The 21,643-nt window shown below is 71.1% G+C and carries 21 protein-coding genes and 1 pseudogene; 11 read left to right on the top strand and 11 right to left on the bottom strand.

Going from position 1 to position 21,643, the window contains the following annotated elements; all coding sequences use genetic code 11:
- Positions 1 to 34: 34 nt before the first annotated feature.
- Genes HC031_RS05690 through HC031_RS05680 form a run of 3 tightly spaced genes read left to right on the top strand, consistent with a single transcriptional unit; the run spans position 35 to position 3,421 of the window.
- Entirely contained in the window at positions 35 to 1,276 is a 1,242-nt protein-coding gene (locus tag HC031_RS05690; protein WP_167924121.1) for an alanine racemase, read from the top strand.
- Positions 1,277 to 1,292: 16 nt separating this feature from the next.
- The gene (locus HC031_RS05685; RefSeq protein ID WP_240942166.1) at positions 1,293 to 2,288 is read left to right on the top strand and encodes an SAM-dependent methyltransferase; all 996 of its coding nucleotides are present in this window, start codon (positions 1,293 to 1,295) and stop codon (positions 2,286 to 2,288) included.
- 47 nt (positions 2,289 to 2,335) lie between these two features.
- The gene (locus tag HC031_RS05680) at positions 2,336 to 3,421 is read left to right on the top strand and encodes an NADH-quinone oxidoreductase subunit D (RefSeq protein WP_167924443.1); all 1,086 of its coding nucleotides are present in this window, start codon (positions 2,336 to 2,338) and stop codon (positions 3,419 to 3,421) included.
- A 6-nt stretch (positions 3,422 to 3,427) separates the two neighbouring features.
- On the opposite strand, the gene HC031_RS05675 is transcribed toward HC031_RS05680, so the two are convergent.
- The 4 genes from HC031_RS05675 to HC031_RS05660 form a co-directional block, all read right to left on the bottom strand.
- Positions 3,428 to 4,936: a chromosomal replication initiator protein DnaA gene (locus tag HC031_RS05675; protein WP_167924120.1), complete on the bottom strand. Its 1,509-nt coding sequence runs from the start codon at positions 4,934 to 4,936 to the stop codon at positions 3,428 to 3,430.
- A gap of 114 nt (positions 4,937 to 5,050) precedes the next feature.
- Positions 5,051 to 6,052 carry a glycine betaine ABC transporter substrate-binding protein gene (locus HC031_RS05670; protein WP_167924119.1) on the bottom strand — a complete coding sequence of 334 codons (1,002 nt, stop codon included), beginning with the start codon at positions 6,050 to 6,052 and terminating at the stop codon, positions 5,051 to 5,053.
- A 197-nt stretch (positions 6,053 to 6,249) separates the two neighbouring features.
- Complete coding sequence (locus HC031_RS05665) at positions 6,250 to 6,930, bottom strand: ABC transporter permease (RefSeq protein ID WP_167924118.1); 681 nt, start codon at positions 6,928 to 6,930, stop codon at positions 6,250 to 6,252.
- Positions 6,927 to 7,613 (bottom strand): ABC transporter permease, encoded by a 687-nt coding sequence (locus HC031_RS05660; protein ID WP_167924117.1) that lies wholly within the window; start codon positions 7,611 to 7,613, stop codon positions 6,927 to 6,929. Before HC031_RS05660 ends, HC031_RS05665 begins: the two co-directional genes overlap by 4 nt.
- A 2-nt stretch (positions 7,614 to 7,615) precedes the next feature.
- Between HC031_RS05660 and HC031_RS05655 the strand changes: the two genes are divergently transcribed.
- On the top strand, positions 7,616 to 8,602 hold the full coding sequence (locus HC031_RS05655; RefSeq protein WP_167924116.1) for an ABC transporter ATP-binding protein: 987 nt from the start codon (positions 7,616 to 7,618) through the stop codon (positions 8,600 to 8,602).
- A 118-nt stretch (positions 8,603 to 8,720) separates the two neighbouring features.
- On the opposite strand, the gene HC031_RS05650 is transcribed toward HC031_RS05655, so the two are convergent.
- The 7 genes from HC031_RS05650 to folP all read right to left on the bottom strand — a co-directional run bounded on the left by HC031_RS05650 (position 8,721) and on the right by folP (position 13,333).
- On the bottom strand, positions 8,721 to 9,209 hold the full coding sequence (locus HC031_RS05650; RefSeq protein ID WP_167924115.1) for a hypothetical protein: 489 nt from the start codon (positions 9,207 to 9,209) through the stop codon (positions 8,721 to 8,723).
- Positions 9,210 to 9,311: 102 nt separating this feature from the next.
- The gene (locus HC031_RS05645; protein WP_167924114.1) at positions 9,312 to 9,590 is read right to left on the bottom strand and encodes a hypothetical protein; all 279 of its coding nucleotides are present in this window, start codon (positions 9,588 to 9,590) and stop codon (positions 9,312 to 9,314) included.
- 24 nt (positions 9,591 to 9,614) lie between these two features.
- Positions 9,615 to 10,904, bottom strand: a complete 1,290-nt coding sequence (locus HC031_RS05640; RefSeq protein WP_167924113.1) for an ABC transporter permease — start codon at positions 10,902 to 10,904, stop codon at positions 9,615 to 9,617.
- A gap of 122 nt (positions 10,905 to 11,026) precedes the next feature.
- A complete protein-coding gene (locus tag HC031_RS05635; protein ID WP_420813605.1) occupies positions 11,027 to 11,575 on the bottom strand; it encodes a DUF3180 domain-containing protein in 549 nt (182 codons plus the stop codon).
- Positions 11,576 to 11,577: 2 nt separating this feature from the next.
- Positions 11,578 to 12,114: a 2-amino-4-hydroxy-6-hydroxymethyldihydropteridine diphosphokinase gene (gene folK, locus HC031_RS05630; RefSeq protein ID WP_167924112.1), complete on the bottom strand. Its 537-nt coding sequence runs from the start codon at positions 12,112 to 12,114 to the stop codon at positions 11,578 to 11,580.
- Positions 12,111 to 12,503, bottom strand: a complete 393-nt coding sequence (gene folB / locus HC031_RS05625; RefSeq protein ID WP_167924111.1) for a dihydroneopterin aldolase — start codon at positions 12,501 to 12,503, stop codon at positions 12,111 to 12,113. Before folB ends, folK begins: the two co-directional genes overlap by 4 nt.
- The gene (gene folP / locus HC031_RS05620; protein WP_167924110.1) at positions 12,500 to 13,333 is read right to left on the bottom strand and encodes a dihydropteroate synthase; all 834 of its coding nucleotides are present in this window, start codon (positions 13,331 to 13,333) and stop codon (positions 12,500 to 12,502) included. Before folP ends, folB begins: the two co-directional genes overlap by 4 nt.
- A 298-nt stretch (positions 13,334 to 13,631) precedes the next feature.
- Here folP and HC031_RS05615 point away from each other — a divergent pair, with 298 nt between their 5' ends.
- The 7 genes and pseudogenes from HC031_RS05615 (at position 13,632) to HC031_RS05590 (ending at position 21,642) form a co-directional block, all read left to right on the top strand.
- On the top strand, positions 13,632 to 13,931 hold the full coding sequence (locus tag HC031_RS05615; RefSeq protein ID WP_420813604.1) for a hypothetical protein: 300 nt from the start codon (positions 13,632 to 13,634) through the stop codon (positions 13,929 to 13,931).
- A gap of 43 nt (positions 13,932 to 13,974) precedes the next feature.
- On the top strand, positions 13,975 to 14,340 hold the full coding sequence (locus HC031_RS32885; RefSeq protein WP_240942163.1) for a hypothetical protein: 366 nt from the start codon (positions 13,975 to 13,977) through the stop codon (positions 14,338 to 14,340).
- A gap of 290 nt (positions 14,341 to 14,630) precedes the next feature.
- Positions 14,631 to 17,423 (top strand): annotated as a pseudogene (locus HC031_RS05610) (ATP-binding protein); the annotation flags it as partial.
- A gap of 27 nt (positions 17,424 to 17,450) precedes the next feature.
- A complete protein-coding gene (locus tag HC031_RS05605; RefSeq protein ID WP_167924440.1) occupies positions 17,451 to 19,355 on the top strand; it encodes an MFS transporter in 1,905 nt (634 codons plus the stop codon).
- Between the two features lie 6 nt (positions 19,356 to 19,361).
- Positions 19,362 to 19,895: a hypothetical protein gene (locus tag HC031_RS05600; protein WP_167924109.1), complete on the top strand. Its 534-nt coding sequence runs from the start codon at positions 19,362 to 19,364 to the stop codon at positions 19,893 to 19,895.
- Complete coding sequence (locus HC031_RS05595) at positions 19,892 to 21,046, top strand: M23 family metallopeptidase (protein WP_167924108.1); 1,155 nt, start codon at positions 19,892 to 19,894, stop codon at positions 21,044 to 21,046. The genes HC031_RS05600 and HC031_RS05595 overlap by 4 nt, the downstream gene beginning before the upstream one ends.
- Positions 21,043 to 21,642 carry a hypothetical protein gene (locus tag HC031_RS05590; RefSeq protein ID WP_167924107.1) on the top strand — a complete coding sequence of 200 codons (600 nt, stop codon included), beginning with the start codon at positions 21,043 to 21,045 and terminating at the stop codon, positions 21,640 to 21,642. Before HC031_RS05595 ends, HC031_RS05590 begins: the two co-directional genes overlap by 4 nt.
- The last annotated feature ends 1 nt before the right edge of the window (position 21,643 follow it).

The raw sequence follows: 21,643 nt of genomic DNA, 5'->3' as shown, positions 1-21,643 counted from the left end.
TTCGCATTGGCCTCCGGACCGCTACCGTTCAGATGTGCCAGCAGCACCCCCGCGCGATCCCGACGCCGGCGCGGCCGAGCGCCGCGCCCTCCGCGCCCGCTACGAGGCGGCCACGGCCCACCTCGACCCGCCGTTTGCGCTGGTCGATGTCGACGCGTTCGACACGAACGCCGCCGCGCTGCGCGCCCTCGCCGCCGACAAGCCGCTGCGGGTGGCGAGCAAGTCCGTACGCTGCCGCCACCTGCTGCGCCGGGTGCTGGGCAGCGCCGGCTGGGCCGGCGTCATGGCGTACTCGCTGGCCGAGGCGCTCTGGCTGGTCGAGACGGGGATCACGGACGACGTACTGATCGGGTACCCGACAGCCGACCGCGCCAGCCTGGCCACGCTCGCCACCGACCCGGCCGCCGCCGCGGCGGTCACGCTCATGATCGACGACACGGCACAGCTGGACCTCATCGACGCGGTCGCGCCGCCGGGCCGGCGTGAGACGCTGCGCGTCTGCATCGACCTCGACGCCTCGTGGCGGCCGGTCCGGGGCGTACACGTCGGGGTGCGCCGGTCGCCGGTGCACTCCCCCGCGTCCGCCGCCGCCCTGGCCGGCGCGATCGCCGCCCGCCCCGGCTTCCGGCTGGTCGGGCTCATGTCGTACGAGGCGCACATCGCCGGACTCGGCGACGACCCACCGGGCCGACGGGTACGCGCCGCGCTCATCCGCGCCGTACAGGCCCGCTCGTACGCCGAACTGCTCGCACGCCGGGCCGCCGCGGTGACCGCCGTCCGCGCCCGCGCCGACCTGGAGTTCGTCAACGGCGGCGGTACCGGGAGCGTGGCCGCGACCGCGGCCGACCCGGCCGTGACCGAGGTGACCGCCGGCTCGGGGCTGTACGGGCCGACCCTCTTCGACGCCTACCGCGCCTGGCGGCCGACGCCGGCCGCGTTCTTCGCCCTGTCCGTGGTACGCAAGCCGACCCCACGGACCGCGACCGTCTCCGGCGGCGGCTGGGTCGCCTCCGGAGAGGCGCACCCGAGCCGGCTGCCGACCCCGTGGCTGCCGGGCGGTCTGCGCCTGGTACCGGCCGAGGGCGCGGGCGAGGTGCAGACCCCGCTGGTCGGCCCGGGCGCGGCCGACCTCACCGTGGGCGACCGGGTGTGGTTCCGCCACGCCAAGGCCGGTGAGCTGTGCGAACACGTCGACGCGCTGCACCTGGTGTCCGGCGATTCGATCGTGGAGGCGGCAGCCACCTACCGGGGCGAGGCCAAGGCGTTTCTCGGGTAGTCCGTACCGTGGGCGCATGCGATGGCGTGCGGCGATGGAGTGCGGCCTGTACGGCCCGGACGGGTTCTTCACCCGGCCCGGCCCCGGCCCGGCCGGGCACTTCCGGACCAGCGCGCACGCCGCCCCCGCGTTCGCCGGCGCCGTCGCCACCCTGGTCCGCCGGGTGGACGCCGCCCTCGGCCACCCGGACCGGCTCGACCTCGTCGACGTCGGCGGCGGCCGGGGTGAGCTGCTCACCGCCGTGCTCGCCGCCCTGCCCGACGACGCGACCGCCCGCGTACGGCCGGTCGTGGTCGAGCTGGCGCCCCGCCCCGCCGGGCTGCCGGACGGGATCGGGTGGACCGCCGAGCTGCCCGACGACCTCGAAGGCGTGCTGGTCGCCACCGAATGGCTGGACAACGTACCGCTCGACGTGGTCGAGGTCGACGAGGCCGGCGACGCGCGGTACGTGCTGGTCGACGGGGCCGGCGAGGAGCGGCTCGGGCCCGCGGTCGAGCCGGACGACGCGGCGTGGCTGGCCACCTGGTGGCCCCTTGACCAGGCCCCGCCGGGCGCCCGGGCCGAGATCGGCGCGCCGCGCGACGCCGCCTGGGCGCACGCCGTGGCGACGATGACGCGCGGCCTCGCCCTCGCCGTCGACTACGGGCACCTGCGCGAAGAGCGGCCGGCGTTCGGCACCCTCACCGGCTTCCGGGAGGGCCGGCAGGTTCTGCCCGTACCCGACGGCACGTGCGACCTCACCGCGCACGTCGCGATCGACGCCGTCGCGGCGGCGGGGGCCGCGACCGCGGGGCGGCCCGCCCACCTGTCGAGCCAGCGCGCGTCACTGCGCGCCCTCGGCGTCGACGGCGCGCGGCCGCCGCTCGCGCTGGCACACACCGACCCGCACGGCTACCTGCGCGCGCTGGCGGCGGCCGGCGTCGCCGCCGAGCTCACCGACCCGGCCGGGCTGGGCGGGCACTACTGGCTGCTGCAACCGGTGGGGCTGTCCGTGGAAGGATTCCTATCGTGACGCGTGAGCTGACCATCGGCACCGGCGCCGGCCTGGAAACCAGCGACATGGTGCTCAACATCGGCCCCCAGCACCCGTCCACCCACGGCGTGCTGCGGCTCAAGCTCGTCCTCGACGGCGAGCGGGTGGTCAGCTGCGAGCCGGTCGTCGGGTACATGCACCGCGGCGCGGAGAAGCTGTTCGAGGCGCGCGACTACCGGCAGATCATCGTGCTCGCCAACCGGCACGACTGGCTGTCGGCCTTCAACAACGAACTCGGCGTCGTGCTCGCCGTCGAGCGGCTCATGGGGCTGGAGGTACCCGAGCGCGCGGTCTGGCTGCGCACGGCCCTCGCCGAGCTCAACCGGGTGCTCAACCACCTGATGTTCCTCGGCTCGTACCCGCTGGAGATCGGCGCGATCACGCCGGTGTTCTACGCGTTCCGGGAACGCGAGACGATCCAGGCGGTCATGGAGGAGGCCTCCGGCGGGCGGATGCACTACATGTTCAACCGGGTCGGCGGGCTGAAGGAAGAGGTACCGGCGGGCTGGACGACACGGGCCCGGCTCGCCATCGATGAGGTCCGCCGGCGCCTGCCCGACCTCGACAACATCATCCGGCACAACGAGATCTTCCTGGCCCGCACGAAGGGGGTCGGCGTGCTGACGGCCGCCGAGGCCGCCGCGTTCGGGGCCTCCGGGCCGGTCGCCCGGGCCAGCGGCCTCGACTTCGATCTGCGCCGCGACGAGCCGTACCTCGCGTACGGGGAGCTCGACGTCCCCGTCGTCACGCGTACCGCCGGGGACTGCCACGCCCGGTTCGAGTGCATGCTCGACCAGGTGTACGCCTCGCTGGACCTGGCGCAGACGTGCCTCGACCGGGTCGACCGGACCAGCGGCCCGGTCAACGTCCGGCTACCCAAGGTCGTCAAGGCGCCGGAGGGGCACACGTACGCGTGGACCGAGAACCCGCTGGGCATCAACGGGTACTACCTGGTGTCGCGGGGCGACCGGACGCCGTGGCGGCTGAAGCTGCGCACCGCCTCGTACGCGAACGTCCAGGCGCTCACGACGCTGCTGCCCGGCTGCCTGGTGCCGGACCTGATCGCGATCCTCGGGTCGATGTTCTTCGTGGTCGGCGACATCGACAAGTAGGGGCGGTTACCGCCAGCGCTCCTCGTCGTCGCGCCCGTTCCAGCGGTATCCACCGTCGTCGTGGCGCGGGCGGGCCCGTTCGCTGACCGGATCGGGGCGGGCGTCCCAGCCCTGCATCCAGCTCGAGGCGCTCGGCTCCGACGGCGTGGCGGGGAGCGCGGGCTGCGCACCGCCGCCCCAGCCGTGGCGCGGCGCGCTCCAGCCCGCGGTCGACTCGTCGCGCGGCTCGCCGCCGGCCCAGGTCCGGGGCTCGTACCCGTGCGGCCCTGGCGAATACCCTTGCGGCCCTGCCGAATACTCCTGCGGCCCTGCCGAATACTCCTGCGGTCCTGGCGAATACCCTTGCGGCCCTGCCGAACCGTGCCGGCCGACCGTCCGGTCACCCGGCGCTTCCCGACCCCAACCACCGTCGGCGGCGCGCCCGCGTTCCCACGGCCGCTGGGGGTCCCGGGTCTGGTCCGGCTCGCGGCGCACGGCCGCCCACCGGTCTTCGACCCGAAGCTCCGCGCCGGAGCGGTCGGTGTGCACGGTGGTCCGCCACTCGCCCATCCGAAGCTCCTGGCCGCGGTCGTCGCTGCGCAGGGTCGCCCACCGGTCCCCGGTGTGCACGCCCGTGCCGTCCCCGAGGCCGTCACCGGCCGGGTCGGCGGCGCGCCACCCGCTGTGGCTGTCCGTGCCAGCGGTACGGCCGTCGCCCCAGCCGGACTCCGCACGCCAGCGGCGGGGGTCCGACCGGTCGTCGCCGTAGCGCGGCTCGTCGTGGCGCCCACCGCCGCGGCGCTCCTCGGCGAGGCGTTCGCGCAGGAGCTGCTCGCTCCACGACCCACCGGCGCCGGCCTCACCGCCGAGCGGCTGCGCGGTGGGGCGGTCGGCGGGCCGCTGCGCCGGCACGACCGGGTCCACGGCCGCCCGGCCACCGCCGTACACCGTGCCGGTGGCGCGGCCACCGTCGTTCTGGTCGACGATCGTCTGCCTGGTGACCTTCACGGTCTCGGTGTGCCGGACGACGCCGTGCGACCCGGTCACCGGGGGGATGACGCCCGAGGTGGAGGTCAGCGACGACGCGGGTGCCGCGACCGGCGGGATCGGCGGCGACACCCGCTGTGTCGGTACGCCGCCGCGCTCCACCCGTACCCGAAGCTGCTCGACCTCGCCGCGCAGGGAGTCGACGGACTCCTGGAGGGTGCCCACCCGCTCACCGAACGCCCGGTGCGTGGCGCGCGCTGCCGTCGTGATGTCCTCGCGTACCTCGTCGCGGAAGACGTCCAGCTCTTCGAAGAGGATGTCTTCGAACTGGTCGCGCAGGATGTCGGGCTCACGGCGCAGCACCAGGGAGGCGCCGATGAGCGCCACCGCGGCGACGGCGAGCAGCACGGCAAACCGCATGAAGCCCGTGTTGTCGCCCGCGAGGACGACAAGCAGCGCAGCGACCGGGGCCAGCCCGACGCCGGTCCACAACAGGCCCGGCCCGACGGGCAGCCCGGCGCGTCGTTGCTCGATGTCCGCAGCCGGCATGGCTGTAGACCATACTCAAGAGCGGTGCCGTGCGGAATATCTCAGCGATGACCAGGGACTATGCCGGTTGACCTTGAATCGCTACTTCGACAACCGCCAATGTCTTGAATCGGGTCAACTTGTGGCAAACGCCGCGTCCGAGGAGAACACCAGACCGATCGAGGCGGTACCGCTCGTCAGCGCGGTCTTGGTCTGCGGCCCACCCGCGTCGAGGCTGGCGAAGCTGCCGAACTGGATCCCGTACGTCTTCTCCAGGCCTGGCTGGCAGAACGGCCGCTGCGGGCATTCCGCCGGTCCGCCGAGCACGGTCGCCTTGCCCGAGCACTTGTCGGCGAAGTCCGACAAGGTCTTGACCTTGTACTTGTCGGCGAGCGCCTTCGTGACGGCGAACGCGTTCTGGTCGGTCGCCTGGGACGGCTTGCCGAACTTCAGCCCGACCTTCGAGCCGAGGTCGGTGAGCGCCGCGGCCGTCTTGTCGATGTCACCACTCGCCAGCGGCGCCGCGGACGCCCCGTTGACCTTCTTGTTGAGGAACTCGGTCAGCGTGCCGGCGTACTCGGGCACGACCTGGATCTCGCCCTTCTCCAGGGCGGGCTCGTACAGCTCGCGGTTTCCGATCTGCTGCACGGTGGCCTGGTAGCCGGCGGCCTCCAGCGCGATGCGGTACAGCTCGCCGAGGGTCTGGTTCTCGCTGAAGTTCGCGGCGCCGATGGTGATCTTTCCGCCGGCGCCCTTGGCGATGCCGTCGGTGAGCTTGCTGCTCGTGGCGAAGTCCTGGGCGACGACCTTCGGGGTCTTACGGTCGACGTCCGTCGCCTTGTTGAGCCCGACCAGCTCCTTGGGCCCGACGGCCGCGGAGACCTTGTCCAGCGCGGCGAGGAGCGCCGGGTCGGCCGCCTTGGCGTTGACGGCCGGGATCACGTTGTCGGAGGCCTGCAGCTTCTTGTCGTCGGTGAGCATGACCAACTGCTGCCCGGCGACCGGCGCGCAGCCGGCGCCCTTGACCGAGCTGGCCGCCTTGGTACCCGAGGAGCCGGCCTTACCGCAGCCGGCCGCGAGGCCGACGGCCGCCAGACCGACCGCGACGCCCAGCGCCGCGCGAACGACGATGCGCATATGGAACCCGCCTTCCGTGTCCCGGCTCGGCACTGTCGGCCGGCCGCGTGTCCGACGGGCGGGCAGGGATGCGCTGCCACCCGTTCAAGACCCAGACAACCGAAAAACAATTCAACCGGCAAGCGAATAAGCCCTAAAGGTGGCGTTCGCCACCTAACAAGTTGGCAACGATCAGCCTGAATGCGATCCGGCGCCCGTCAGGCGGAGCGGCGCAGCGCGGCCGGTGTGACCAGCCGCTGCACCCCGGCCAGCAGCGCCTCGGCCAGCAGCGCGAGCGCCGCGATCAGGAGCCCGCCGGCGAGCACCTGACCACCGCCGGTCGCCAAGCCGAGCCCGAAGCCGGCCGCCACGATCATGCCCAGGCCACCGCCGTTGACCAGCGCCGCCAGCCCGGCCGTCGCGAGCACCTGCACCACCGCCGTACGCAGGCCGGCGGCCAGGTACGGCACCGCGAGCGGCAGCTCCACCGTCCGTAGCAGCTGCCACCCGGACAGGCCCATGCCGCGGGCCGCATCACGCACCTCGGGGTCGACCTCGCGCATGCCGGTGTACGCGGTCGCGAGCAGCGGGGGGATCGCGAACAGCGCGAGCGCCACGATGACCGGCGGGGCGCCGAAGCCGAAGCCCGCCAGCGGCAGGATGGTCAGCGGCGCGACGACCGGGATGGCCAGGGTCGCGTTCGACAGCAGCACGACCAGACCGGCCCCGCGGCCACGGCGACCGAGCGAGATCCCGATCGGCCACGCAACGAGGCAGGCCAGCAGCACCGCCGCGGCCGACAGGCGCAGGTGCTCCAGCAGGCGGGTCATGATGCCGTTCGGGTTGGTCCAGTTCAACGGGTCGTTGAGCCACGTGATCATTTGCTGGAAGCTGTTCATGCCCGACCTCCCGATGAGCGGCGCCACGGGGTCAACATCCGACCCAGGCCCACGAGCAGCAGGTCCAGCACGACGGCCAGGCAGACGCAAAGAATGGCGCCGGTCAGGATCTCCGCCTTGTGGTAGTTGTTCCGGAAACCACCGATGATCAGCTGCCCGAACCCGCCCTTGCCGACCAGGACACCCACCGTCACCAGCGCCACCGTCGACACGGTCGCCAGCCGTACGCCGGTCAACAGGCCCGGCAGCGCCAGCGGCAACTCCACCCGCAGCAGGGAACGCAGCCGGCCGTACCCCATCGCCGACGCCGCCTCCTTGACGTCGGCGGGCACCTGCGACAGGCCGGTCAGCGTGTTACGAATGATCAACAGCAGGGCGTACAGCACGAGACCGAGCAGCACGGTGCGCCGGTCGGTTCCCAGGAACGGGGCGAGGAAGGCGAACAGCGCCAGCGACGGGATGGTGTACAGCACGCCGGCCGATGCCAGAATCGGGCCGGTCAGCGGCCGCACCCAGTACGCCAGCACCGCCAACGGCACGCCGACCACCACGGCCAGCGCGACCGCCTCGACGGTGAACGAAAGGTGCTCGATGGCCAGAGCCCGGATAGTGTCGGCGTTCGCATGCAGGTACGCCCATGAGAACCACGGGTTGGCCGCAGCGGACTGGGCGAGGAAGGACATGAATGGACGGTACCCGGCGAAGCGAGAGTGCCGCGCCCATCCGGCTCGAGGCGGTGAGCAAGCGGTACGCCGACGGCACGGTGGCTGTGGAGGATCTCACGCTCGACCTGGCCGCCGGCGAGACGACCGTGCTCATCGGCCCCTCCGGCTGCGGCAAGTCGACCGTGCTGCGCATGGTCAACCGGCTCATCGAGCCGACCTCGGGACGGATCCTCGTCGACGGCGAGGACGTGGCCGCCGCCGACCCGGTCACTCTGCGCCGCCGGATCGGGTACGTGATCCAGCAGGTCGGGCTGTTCCCGCACCAGACCGTACGGGCGAACGTCGGCACCGTGCCGCGCCTGCTCGGCTGGTCGCGGTCGCGGATCCGGGAACGCACCGATGAGCTGCTCGAACTCGTCGGCTTGGAGCCGGGGCGGTTCGGTTCCCGGTACCCCCACGAGCTGTCGGGCGGGCAGCGTCAGCGGGTCGGGGTGGCCCGCGCGCTCGCGGCCGATCCGGTCGTGCTGCTCATGGACGAGCCGTTCTCGGCCGTCGACCCGATCGTGCGGACCCGGTTGCAGGACGAGTTCCGGCGGCTGCAGGAGACCGTTCGCAAGACGATCCTGCTGGTGACCCACGATCTCGACGAGGCGGTCCGGCTGGGCGACCGGATCGCGGTACTCGCCGAACGCGGCCGCCTGCAGCAGTACGAGCGGCCCGCCGCGCTACTGGCGGCGCCCGCCAACGACTTCGTCCGGGAGTTCGTCGGCGCGGACCGCACGATCAAGCGGCTCGGCGTCACCCCGATTCCCCGGCACGCGCTGCGGCCACTGCCGGACGGGAACGACCTCGACGGCGCGGCCGGCGTACCGGTGGAGGCTACGCTCGCCGACGCGCTGGCCGCACTGCTCGGCTCGGACACCGGGTGGGTCGTCGTACGCGACGGGACCAAGCTTCTGGGTGTACTGACGCCCGACGACATCCACCGGGCTCTGCACGCCGCGTGACGGCGGCACCGCCACCAAGATCCGCACAGTTTCGCCGAAATTGCGGTTATCCGAGCGCCGGAGACCGCAGTTTGCCCCAAACTGGGCGGATCCTGGTGGCAGCAGGCGGCGGGCCGGGCTACGGGCGCCGGGCGCTCATCTGGGCCAGCCCGATGATCCAGCCGGTGAGCAGGCCGTATCCGGCGCCCGCGATCGCCCAGGTCAACGCCCCGTACAGGGTGGCGTGGACCGCGAAGAGCGCGGCGACGAAACCGGCCAGCGCACCGGCGAAGATGTACGCGCCCCAACCGGTGATGAAAGCGGCGAAGCTGCCGCGGGCCCGTGCGAGCTCGGCACCCGCCAGCACGGTGAGGAAGACGGCGGCGAAAACGACGACCAGGATCGCCTTCAGGTCTTGCGCCAGCAGGTCCCGGGTGGCAAGAGCCGAGTCGAAGGACCACTGCGGCCAGGTGAGCGTGCGCAGGAACAGCCCACCAGCGGTGTCGCTCCTGGTGTTGCTGTTGACCCAGTCCACGAAGATCGGACTGCCGCACACCAACACGAGAGTCAGCGCGGCGAGCGTACCGATGCCCGTCGCGGTGCGGTAACGCGATCTGGTGATAACCATGAATGCCTGATGCCCGGACCCCGAAAATTCGAAACGAAGGCCGCAGCGTATCCAACCAGCGAAATGTCCGCTATCTGACGCGCGGGGCGCGCCACCAGTTGATCAAATCAGGTAATCGATGAACGCCGCGCGCAGCAGCGGCTCGGCCTCGCCGTATTCGTGGCCGGTCAGCTCCCGGAACAGTGCCACCAGGTCATCCACCGAAGCGCCGACCGCCCCGAGCGATCCGTCCAGCTCCTCCGTGTCGTCAGCGTGCGGAAGATGTTGCAGCACGGACCAGAAGAAGCCGACGTCGTGACGTTCAGCGGCGCGCGCGAAGGCGCGCTTGCGCAGCTCTTCGGTGGGCAGCGACTCGAGTTCGGCAAGGCGATCGGCGGCCATGACTCATCAGCCTAGCCCCGGCCGTCACCGCCTATCCCAGTCGTCGCGCCAGCGGTCGTCGGGCGTCGACGCCGGCAACGGACTGGTCCACCCGGTCGGCCGGGAGCCGCCCCAGGTGTCGTCGGCAGGCGCCGCCGGCATCGTCGTGGTCGTGGTCGTCGGCGCGATGGTTCGCCACCGCTCTGCCGGCTGCTCCGCCGCCGGCTGCGGCCGGCCGAACGCCTCGACCGCCCGGGTCGCGACCAGCCCCGCCCCGATTGCGGCGGCGGCGACCGCGAGCTGCGAGACGCCCGGGTGCGTGATGCGCAGGTACCGGAGCACCTCGGCCAGCAACGCGGCCGCCAACGCTGTTCCCAGCAGGCCGCCGCGGCGCCCGAAGGCGCTGGTGCCCGCGAGCAGTGCCCCGCCCAGCGCGAGCCCGGTCAGCGCCAACGACTGATCCACCGGCTCGATCGTGCGGTCCTGCAGCGCCGTCAGGACGCCGGCCGCCGAGGCGAGCGCCGAGGAGCCGAGCAGCGCGAGCGCGCTGATCCCGGCGGCCGCCCCACCGCGCCGCTGCGCCGAATCGCCCACCGGGCGGAAGCGGCCGACCACGCGACGCACCGGCCTGACCGCTCCCAGCAGCGCGCCGAGGACCGCGAGCGCCGCGAACCCGCCGAACCAGTACGGAGCGTGGGAGACCGGCTGGTACACGCCGCGCCCCAACTCCACGGTGTGATGGTGCCGCTGGATCCACAGCACGACGGCGAGGCTGGCGCCGAAGCTGGCCGCCCACGCCGGCACGTGCAGGCCGACCGTGACGACGGCGATGGCGGCGCCGACAGCGAGCGCGAGGACGACCGCCTGCCCCGCCGAGATGAGCACGCCCCGCCCGGCGTGGTCGGCGAAGTACAGCGCGGACGCGACCGCGACCGGGCCCACCGCGAGGTTGGGCACGGCGGCGCGCAGGCTCAGCCCGGCGGCCAGCACCAGCAGCCCGAGGGTCGTCGCCGAGATCATGAGGGTACGTAGACCGTCGCCGGTCACGGCGAACCGGCTGTCCCGGTAGAGCACGTAACCGAACGCCGCCACCGCGAAGAGCAGCAGTAGCTCCCAGACCAGGTGGACGCCGAAGCGGTCACGCCCCGGCTCGCCCGCCGCCGGATCGTCGAAGACGTCGTCGAGGTTCGGAGGGCTGTACCCACCACGCAGGATGCTGTCCGTGCGCTCACCCGGATACGAGTAGTCACCGCCGTCGGGGTATGTGTCGGCGTAGGGAAAGCCGCCGTCCTCCTGGTCGTGCTCACCCCGGTAACGCGGGTCGTCGTAGGACATGAGCGGGTGCCTCCTGCCGCATCGACCGAACCGGCCGCAACGCCGCGACAGGTTCGGTCGCACGCTACCCGCGCGAGTCCGCGCGCGTCACCCCCCGTGGCGCCGGCCGGCGCGCGCCGGGCTCAGATGCCCCCGGGCCGGCCTCCCGACCGGTCGCCGCCTGGGCGGTCCTCGCCGACGCGGTTGTCGTCCGGCGGAGGCGGCGGAACCCGGCACGCCCGCTCCAGCCACAGGCCGGCGAGCGTGAGCGCGAGCGCGCCGATCACGCCCACGATCGCCTGCGGCAGGTCCTGGCCCACGTGGGTGAGGAATCCCCGCTGCGGCACCAGCCACGTCAGCAGCCCGGCGTACAGGCCGGTGAACAGGGCGCCACCGAGCGCAGAGGCCTTCGCGAGAACGACGTACCAGGCGACGGCGAGCGGGTTGACCGGCGGCGCGCCGTTCCTGCGCTCGATGCGTGCCTTCGTGCCCGGTGCGAGCACGGCCTCGACGAGCGCCAGCCCGAGCATGACGAACGGCGGCAGCCACGGCAATGTGGTGGCGATGTCGCCGTAGAAGCGGCTGATCACCAGCCACGCCACGGCGGCCGCAGCCAGCGCGGCCACGAACAGGGTGGACAGTTTGGTGGGCCGCATCCGCGGCTCTGGCGTCGGCTCCCGGGGCGTGGTCATCGTCATGGCTCCAAGGACAGGTCGGCGCATGGGCGAAGATTCGTCAGGTCGGCGGCGACGGGGTCGGCGCGCACGAGGTCGTAGACCCAGCCCCGCCCGGGCAGTTGCGCGTACGGCTGGATGTCCAGCCAGGGCCGGAGCACGAACGCGCGCTGGTGCGCCCGCGGGTGCGGCAGCACCAGGTCGGGGTCCTCGGACCGGACCGGGGTCCCGTCGTCGGCCCAAACAGTGATCACGTCGACATCCAGCGTACGCGGTGCGTACTGCCAGGACGGGTCGCGCTCGCGGCCGGCCGCCCGCTCCAGTTCGCGGGCCCGGGCCAGCCACGCGTACGGGTCGTCGCCGTCGTCGACGGCCAGCACGACCGCGTTGAGGTACGGAGGCGACTCACGGCCGTCCGGCCCGGGCCCGCCCCACGGCGGCGTCTCGTACACGCCGGAGACCGCGATGACGTGGTCGCCGAGCGCCGCCACCGCGGTCCGCAGGCTCGCCGCGCGGTCGCCGAGGTTGCTGCCGAGAGACAGGACGGCCCGGCTCATGCCCGGTCCTCTGCGCTCCGGCTCAGCGTGACGGCGCTCCGGCTCAGGGTGACGGCCACGTCGGCGAACTCGTGCGGGATCGGCGCCTGCGGCTTGTGGACCGTCACCGTCGCCACCGACACCCGGTCGTCGCGCAGGCACGCCGCCGCCAACCGGTCGGCCAGCGTCTCGATCAGGTTGACCGGCTCGCCCTCGACGATCTTCACCAGCCGCTCGGCCAGCTCCCCGTAGTGCACCGTGTCGGTCACGTCGTCGCTGGCGGCGGCGCGCGACAGGTCCAGCTCCAGGATCACGTCGACCACGAAGTCCTGCCCCTGGGCGCGCTCGAAGTCGTACACGCCGTGGTGGCCGCGGGCGCGCAGTCCGGTCAATTCGATCCGATCAGTCACCGGCACGCCTCCGTAGCCTGCCATACCCGGAGCGCGTCGACGGTCTCCCGGACGTCGTGGACGCGTACGCCCCACGCGCCGGCCGCGACCGCGAGCAGCGCGCTCGCCACCGACGCCGTGGCGCGGTCGTCCACCGGGCGCGGCGTGCCGTCGGGGCCGGCGAGCAGGCGGCCGAGGTAGGACTTGCGGCTGGACCCGAAGAGCACCGGGTAGCCGAGCGCGATGACCGCGTCGAGGTGGGCCGAGAGCCGCCAGTTGTGCTCCGCGGTCTTGGCGAAGCCGAGGCCGGGGTCGAGGACGATCCGATCGGGCGCGACGCCGGCGGCGATCGCGGCGTCCGCGCGCTCCGACAGCTCGGCGCACACCTCTTTCACTACGTCGGCGTAGACGGCAAGCTCGTTCATCCCCCGCGAGTGGCCGCGCCAGTGCATGAGCACCCACGGACAGCCGGCGTCGGCCACGACCCGGCCCATGTCCGGATCGGCCATGCCGCCCGAAACGTCGTTGACGACGCTGACCCCGGCCTCCAACGCCGCCGCCGCCACCGTCGCGCGGGTGGTGTCGATGCTCATCGGCACTCCCGCGGCAGCCAATTCACGGATGACGGGCCGCACGCGGGCCAGTTCGGTCTCCGCGTCGATCCGATCGGAGCCGGGGCGGGTTGACTCACCGCCGATGTCCACCAGGTGGGCGCCGTCGGAGATCATCTGCGTGGCGTGCGCCACCGCCGCGTCGACGTCGTCGTACCGACCTCCGTCAGAGAAGCTGTCCGGGGTCACGTTGAGAATGCCCATCACAACGGGGTGTCGGGCGGCGAGCAGGTCGGTCACAGTGATGACGTTACCTAGCGCTCTTCAGGCACGCCGGGCGGCCACCATGGCAGCCTCGCCGGTAGCAACGTATCGGTCAGCTTGTTGATAAGAGGGCCTTCAACGTACTCTCTGCAAGTGGGCGCTATCCAGTCTGTTAACCACCCTAAACAGGTTCTACCAGCGCAAAAGCCTGCATAGCGCACGCGCGCACCGACCCCGTTTCCTATACAGGCAGTCAGGGTTGATCCAGTGGCGTCCCATCATCGGCAGGGCTGTACACGCGGTGGCCACCGCGTACCGGGAAGGTTGATCGATGATGCTTATCGAGGTTAGCCAGGCGGTGTGGGTCCATACACTCCCTCCACCGGGCGTAGACACCCTCGCAGCGCCCCCCGGCGAGATCAACACCGAAGGTATCCTCACCTTCTTCGCCAGCAAGATCGCGCCGATCCTGCTGGCCGTGCTCGGGGTGATCTTCATCGGCCGGGCCAGCCGGGGCGAAGTCTCACGGGTGTTGACCAGTTCGGCGATCGCCATCATCGGCCTGGCCTTCATCGCGGGCGCAGCCACGCTCCTCGTCGTCGGCGACTCCTTGATCAAGCTGGTGTTCAAGTAGACCGAGACGGACGGAAACGACCTGCGAGACGAGTGGGGCGACCATGCGGCTCCGTACCGACGACGACATCTACCGGGCCAGGCTCGTATACCTGGGCCCGCCCGGATACACCTTGCCGGTCCAGCTCCCGTATGCCCAATATGGACTGTTCATCATACTCGTACCGTTCTATATGTTCCTGCACTGGCTGATTACCCTCCAGGGACCGGACCTGTTTCCAGCGTGGGAGATCGCGCTCGCGATGGTCTCCACCTCGCTGGTGTTCCGCTACGTCGACCCGGACCGGCCCGCCCGGATGGTGATCCGCACCGCGCTCACCGACTGGCGGAACACCCGGGAGCCCCGCCTCGAGCAACGCGATGCGCGGTTCGTCGCACGCCGGATACGCATCCGCGAGGAGCTGACATGACGCGGGGACACAACGACGCCGAAGCGAACGGGATCGAGGACGATTCCGGACACTGGCTCGACTACGACGGCGGCCTCCAGGCCCTGGCGGACGGCGGCCGCATCGCCGTCCTCCAGGGCGACGGCTCGGGCGCCCCGGACGAGACCTGGACCGACCCCGCAGCCGCCCCGGACGGCGACGCGGAACCACCCGCCGACGTCGACTCACCGTTCCTCGGCCTCGTCGAACGCGAGACGCCGGCCGGCGGCGAGACAGACGGTAACCGGAACAACGCGGCGGCGTCGCCCGGCGGCGCCCCCGTCGAAGCGCCGGCCGGCGCCGGCCAGCGCAGCCGGGCCGGTGACAGCCCCAACCGCCCCGACCGGCTCCGCGAGCCGATCAACCGCCCGGTGAACGAGGGCGTTCCGGCGCAACGCGACAAGAAGGCATCGCGCAAGGACGGCGAACCCGGACGAGCGCTCGCACGCACCCGGGAATCCGCCACGCGGCACGACCGCGACCCCCTGCGGAAGGTCCCCAGACCCCGGCACCGGGACCGGGATCCCGCCGTCGAACTGGCCATCACCGAGATCGCCGGCCACCTCACCTTCACCCCCAACTCGGTCACCGCCTGGTACTGGCTGCCCGAGGTGCGGTGGGCGTTCCGCCCCGACGCCGAGCGCGAAGCGCTGCTGCTGGCGATCTCCGAGCAGTACGCGGGCCTGGCCGGCTTCCGCATCCACCTGCGCCGCACCAGCCGCCCCTTCCCGGCCGACCAGTGGGCCAGGGCGATCGACTCGCACACGCCCCACCCGCTTCCGGCGGTGCCCGGGGCGCCGTCCTGGTCCGACCACCTCGTCGCCGCCCAGCAGCACCTGCTGTCGGTCAACCACGCCGAAGGTCAGACCTACCTGGGCATCACCTTCGCCCGGCGCACCCTGGGCGACACCATGTCCGAGCGGATCGGCCGGCTGTTCGGCAAGGGTGTCAGCGGCGGCGAGCGGCGGCGGATGGCGCGCACCATCGAACAGTTCGACGAGGTGCTCGGCGCCTTCGGCATGCGCGGACGGCGGGTGACCTCGAGCGAACTGGAGTGGCTGCTGTACCGGTCGGTCGCGCTCTGCATGCAGCCGCCGGCCGCACTGTCCCCTGTGGAGCACGGCGCGTGGGAACGCGGCGACCTGCTGGCGCTCACCGAACAGATCGAGCGTTACCGCACCCCGTACGGCTCCACGGTGAAGCTCGTCAACCGGATGACCGGCGAGGAGCGCCACGTCGCCGTCCTCACGGTCGGCCGGATGGAGCCGCTCGACATTCCCGAACGCCACGAGCCGTGGCTGCACTTCCACGAGCGGCTGCCGTGGCCCATGGAGCTGTCGTCCAGAGTGGACATACTCGGCCCGTCCGACTCGTTCCGCAACCTCGAACACCGGCTCCGACTCATCCGTTCCCAGCAGAGCGACTACGCCGAGCACGGCATCGACGCCCCGCCCGAGCTCGAACGGCTGGCGAAACGGGCGCTGACCATCGGCGACGACATCACCACCGGGCTGCCGGTCGACTCGTCCCGCGCGCACGGCTGGCACCGCATCGCCGTCAGCGGGCGCACCCGCGAAGAGTGTCTGGAACGGGCCCGGCGGTTGACCCAGCTGTACTCCCGCGAGATGCGTGTCTCGCTGCAGCACCCCAAGAACCAGGACTGGCTGGCCCGTGAGTTCATCCCGGGCGAGCCGCTGGCGAACACCGGATACCTGCGGCGGATGCCCATCAAGCTGTTCGCCGCGGCGCTGCCCCAGGCCGCCTCGACCGTCGGCGACCGCCGCGGCGACCTCATCGGCCGCACCTCGGGTACCTGCCGGCGCCCCGTGTTCCTCGACCTCCACTTCCCGATGGAGGTGCGGGAGCGCTCCGGCCTCGCGGTGTTCGTGGCCGAACCCGGCGGTGGCAAGTCCACGCTGCTGGGCGCGCTGGGGTACCTCGCGGCCCGCCGTGGCGTACAGGTGACGCTGCTCGACCCGTCCGGCCCGCTGGCCCGGTTGTGCGCCATGCCGGAGCTTGCGCCGTACTCGCGGGTGCTCAACCTGACCGGATCCGAGCAGGGCACCCTGGCCCCGTACGCGCTGATCCCCACCCCGCTGCGCTCCCACTTCGCAGCCGGGCCGACCGGCGACCGCGAGTTCGAGATCGCCGTCTCCAACGCCCGGGCCGAGCGGCGGATGCTCGTCCAGGACATCTGCATGATGCTCGTACCGCCACAGGTGGCCCGGGAAGCGTCGACGGCGACCCTGCTGCGGCACGCCGTACGCCAGGTGCCGGCGGAGGAGACCTCCACCCTCGACGACGTGGTCGCGCTGCTGCACAGCGCCGGCGACGACGAGTCACGCGAACTCGGCGACCTGCTGCTGGACACCGCCGAGATGCCGCTCGCGACGCTGTTCTTCGGCTCACCGGCGTCCGGTTCACTGGCGTCGGACACCACGCTGACGGTCATCACGATGGCCGGGCTCCGGCTGCCCGACCTGAAGATCGAGCGTGAGTACTGGTCGGCCGAGGAATCCCTCGCTCTCCCGATGCTGCACACCGCGCACCGCCTCGCCGTACGCCGCTGCTACGGCGGCGAGATGGGGCAGCGCAAGCTGGTCGGCCTCGACGAGGCGCACTTCATGGAAGGCTGGCGCTCCGGTCGTTCCTTCCTGGTCCGGCTCGCCCGCGACAGCCGGAAATGGAACCTCGCCGCGCTGGTCGCCTCGCAGAACCCGCGCGACATCCTCGGTCTGGACGTCCAGAACCTCGTGTCCACCGTCTTCGTCGGCCGGATCGCAGAGGACACTGAGATCGCCGAAGAGGCGCTGCGGCTGCTGCGGGTGCCGACCGGAGTCGGGTACGAGCAGACGCTCGCCGGCTTGTCCCAAGTAGACGCTTCCTCGCAGTCACGGCTCGGCTTCCGGGAGTTCGTGATGCGGGATGTCGACGGGCGCGTGCAGAAGCTGCGCGTCGACGTGTCGTACGTCCCCGACCTGTTGAAGTACCTGGATACGACGCCCGCGGCGGCCGGTCCCGCACCGGCGTTGCCACCTGCACAGCCCGACGAGGCGGAGGACTGATCGGTGGAGGCGAAGCTCCAGCACCGGATGGCGTCGCTGGTGCTGGCCGTGCTCGTGGGCGCCGTGGCGACCCTGTTCGGTGGGGTCCGTCCGGCCGCGGCGGCACCGCTGGCAGACGTGACCGGCTCACTGTGTACCACCGACGAGTGGCGCAACCCCGCCAACTTCGACAAGTGCGTGGGGCAACTCAAGGACCTCAGCCAGTCGCGGATCCAGTGCGTGATGGCACCGACGCCCGAGGCGCCCGACTCCGGAATGGCCGGCTGGTTCGCCTCGCGGCCCGACGCGTACGACCAGCCGGGCCCCAAGGGTCTCTACACCCGGTACGGCTACGCCGGATACGACTACACGACGTACGACATCGGATGCGCGCAGACGCTCATGCATCCGGACTACAAGTTCGAGAACACCGTGGCCAACGGCGAGTTCATGATCGCAACCTCGATCATCGGCGCCTCGAACGCACTGCGGGAACGCGCCTGGAACCCGAAGTCCATGTGGGGTTGGGCAGATCCGCTGGTCGAGCGGGCGACGAAGGCCGTCTACCAGAAGGTCTTCACCGTCTTCGGCGCGATCACCCTGGCGGTCATCGGCCTGTACCTGCTCTGGCGCTCCCGCCAGTCGGACCTGTCCAACGCGATGACGACGGCCGGTTGGGCCGTCCTCGTGATGGTGGTCATCACCGCCATCGCCCACTGGCCGACGTGGTCGGCCAACCTGGCCGACAAGACGCTGATCGGGTCGCTCGGCGTTATCCACGACGCCGTCGGACCGCCGTCGCACGATTCCGCGCCTGGTAACTGCGCATTTACCCCGGAAGCGTGCAAAGACCATCGGCCGCCGGCACTTCGAGCGAGCGACACGGCAACCGATGGGATGTTGTATCGAAACTGGCTCCGCGGAGAACTGGGATCCGCGGACAGTCCGACCGCCATCAAGTACGGGCCGGTTCTGTACGACGCCAAATCATTTACCTGGGGAGAAGTCAAAGACATTCGGGACGATCCAAAGCGCCGTCAGCTCATCATTGACCGTAAGCAGACGAACTGGATGAAGGTCGCCGAGCAGATCAAGAGCGACGACCCGGAGGCGTACCAGTACCTGCAAGGGACGCAGGGCATGGAGCGCATCGGTGCCGGCTTCATCTCGATCCTGGCGTCGCTTTTCTTCGCGATGTTCGACATCACCGCGTCGATCCTGGTGCTTCTCGGGTTCCTCATATTCCGCTGGGCGGTGATCGCCGCGCCGGTTCTGGGCACGGTCGGTCTGCTCCGTCCCGCCAGCGGTGGTCTGCGCCGGCTGGCCAACGCGGTGGTGGCGGCCGTCTTCAATATCGTCATCTTCGGTACGGGCGCGGCGATCTACCTCTTCGCCGTCGATCTCGTCATGAGTACCGCGTCTCTGCCCGGTTGGCTCCAGGTCGTGCTGATCTGGCTGACCGGGGTCGTCGGTTGGCTGCTGCTGCGGCCGTACCGCAGGATCACGCAGCTCGGCGGCAAGGACTCCTCGCGGGCGGTCACCTCGGTCGGGAGTTGGCACCGACTGTTCTTCCGGGATGTCCGGCAAGCTGCGGCGCTGCGCCTCATCGAAGAGGGCGGTACCAACGAGCCGGTCTTCGGCCGGCGCGGCACACCAGCGCAGATCAGCCAACGACCTGAGTCCCGCAGCGAGTCGGTGGTGGCCGCCGGCACCGGTGTCACGGCCGATCCCGCGCAGGCCGAGCGTCCGGAGAGTTCGGTCAGGCCGGAGCCGGCTGCGGCCACGAACACCCCCGCACCCCGTCGCCCCCGGGCCGAATCCAGCCAGCACTGGACGGAGCCGGACGTGGCTGACGCCCCGCCGACCTACACGGTCTACCGGCCCGACGCGGGAGAGGTATCGGTACCCGCGACCTCGATCAGACGGTCGGAGTCAACGAAGACGCCCAGGTGAGATGAGATGCGCCCGGTTCTGCGACTGCTCGGCACACGCTACGGCGTTGCCCTCGTCCTGGCGCTGCTCGTGCTCGCCGTCGTCGGCATCACCCGCGCGGTTGCGGGTCCTTACCAGGCAACGACGTTGGGACCCGCGGTCGAGCCGTCAACCAGCAGCAGCGTCGACCCGACCGCGGGAGATGACAGCCTACTAATTCCCGATAGCCCGGCACCTCCGGTCACCAGCCCAGGTGCGGCCGATCCTGCCACCGTGGCAACCGACTTCGTTCAGGAGTGGCTCAACCACACCGGCGTGACCGCGGAACAGTGGCGTGCGGGCTTCGCCAAGCACGCCACGGCTGCGCTGCGCGACAAGCTCAAGAGCACCGATCCCGCCGGGGTGCCCGCTCAGCGGATCACCGGCCAGGTGACCGTGCAGAACGGGTCCGCCCGGTTCGTAGAGGCGACCGTACCGGTGGACTCCGGGACGGTCATCCTGCGGCTCATCTCGACCAACGGCCGATGGCTGGTCGACGGGGTGGACTGGGAGCGGTCATGACGGCGGAATCGAACGAGCCCAGACGAGCCCGAATCGGCCTGGTCGTCGCGCTGGCCGCGGCGCTCGCCCTCCTGTGCTGCGGCGGCGGCTCGGCGGCGTTCTTCCTGGACGGCTTGAACGGGTCCACCACCTCGCAGGCCTTTGGTGCGGACTGCGGCAAGAAGGGGCTCGTCGTCGACCCGAACCACACGTTCGATCGGATCGGCTCGCTCGACGATGCCCAGATGCGGAACGCGGCGACCATCATCGCCGTCGGCCAGAAGATGAACGTGCCGCCCCGGGGTTGGGTCATCGCCATCGCCACGGCGCTGCAAGAGTCGGTACTGACGAATCTGGGCTACCTGGGCGCGAGAAATGACCACGACTCGCTCGGTCTGTTCCAGCAACGACCGAGTCAGGGTTGGGGATCGCCTGAGCAGATCATGGACCCGCAGTACTCCTCCCGGAAGTTCTACGAACACCTCGTCGCGATTCACGACTGGGACAAGATGCGGCTGACCGACGCGGCACAAGCGGTGCAGCGCAGCGCGTACCCGGACGCGTACGCCAAACACGAGAGCCTCGCGGCGTCGATCGTCAACAAGCTCGCCGACGGCGCCGCGCGTGCGGCGGGATCCCTGGTCAATCTGCGGTGCGTGTTCCCCGGCGAAATCTCGGCGTCGGGCTGGACCGTCCCGGTCAGTGCGCACATAGTCTCGGGCTTCCGCACTCCCGATCGTCCGAGCCACTTCGGCGTCGACCTCGCCGTCGCCAAGGGCACCGAAGTGCACGCCGCGTCGGCCGGAGTGGTCATCACCGCCGAGTGCAACGCACATACGTCCAACGGCGGACCGTGGAGCTGCAACATCGACGGCTCAACAGCGATCGGTGGATGTGGTTGGTACGTCGAGATCCTGCACGCCGGCAACGTCATCACCCGGTACTGCCACATGGTGCGCCGGCCGGAGGTCACGGTGGGGCAGACCGTCACGGCCGGCCAGCTGATCGGCTACTCCGGTTCGAGCGGCAACTCGTCCGGGCCGCATCTTCACTTCGAAGTACACCTCAACGGAGACTCCAGCAACAACGGCGCTATCGACCCGGTGCCGTTCATGCAGCAGATGGGCGTCCCCCTTGGAGTGACGGCACCGAGCGGAGCACCGTCGCCGTGACCGAGCCGCTCCCCAACTGGGATTTCGAGGCCCTGTCCGTACCATCGCCGGCACCGGTCGTGCCGCTGCCCGCCGCGCATCAGCGGTCTGTCCGCGGTCGCCGCGTCATCATCGGCTTTCCCGGATTGGGCTGGCGGGCTGACATGAGAGCCGACTCGCCGGTGGTGCAGGGCAGCCGTACCTACGTGCCGGTGCTTCCCGAGCAGGAGTGGTACCGGGCGGAGGCGGAACAGATCGAGGCGTTCGCTCCGCTGGTACCCGTTGAACGGGTGTGGGTCGAAACGGTGATGAGCGACCCGTCTCCGGGACGGCGAGCGGCGACGGACCTGGTCTCGCGGCTCGTGTCGCTCGATGCGCCGCCTCCTCGCAGTCCGGTCCCCGCACGCGAGGTCGCTTCACTTACCGGTCGACGCATGGTGAGAGCGAACGGCGGCGATCACCAGCGGGACCTACGAGCCGTGACCGAGCCCTACGCAAGCGGCGATGGCGACATCTGTGTCCGGGTGGCGAGGGAGCTCGACTGGTACCGGTGGGCGTGGAGCGGCAAGGTTCCAGAGACCCTCGAGGTGCCCGTCCACCTGCTATGGCTGGAATAGG

The sequence above is a fragment of the Planosporangium thailandense genome, assembly GCF_011947195.1.
GTDB classification, from domain to species: domain Bacteria; phylum Actinomycetota; class Actinomycetes; order Mycobacteriales; family Micromonosporaceae; genus Planosporangium; species Planosporangium thailandense.
The sequence above is the reverse complement of the archived record's forward strand: the minus strand, read 5'-3'. Positions and strand labels throughout refer to the sequence as shown.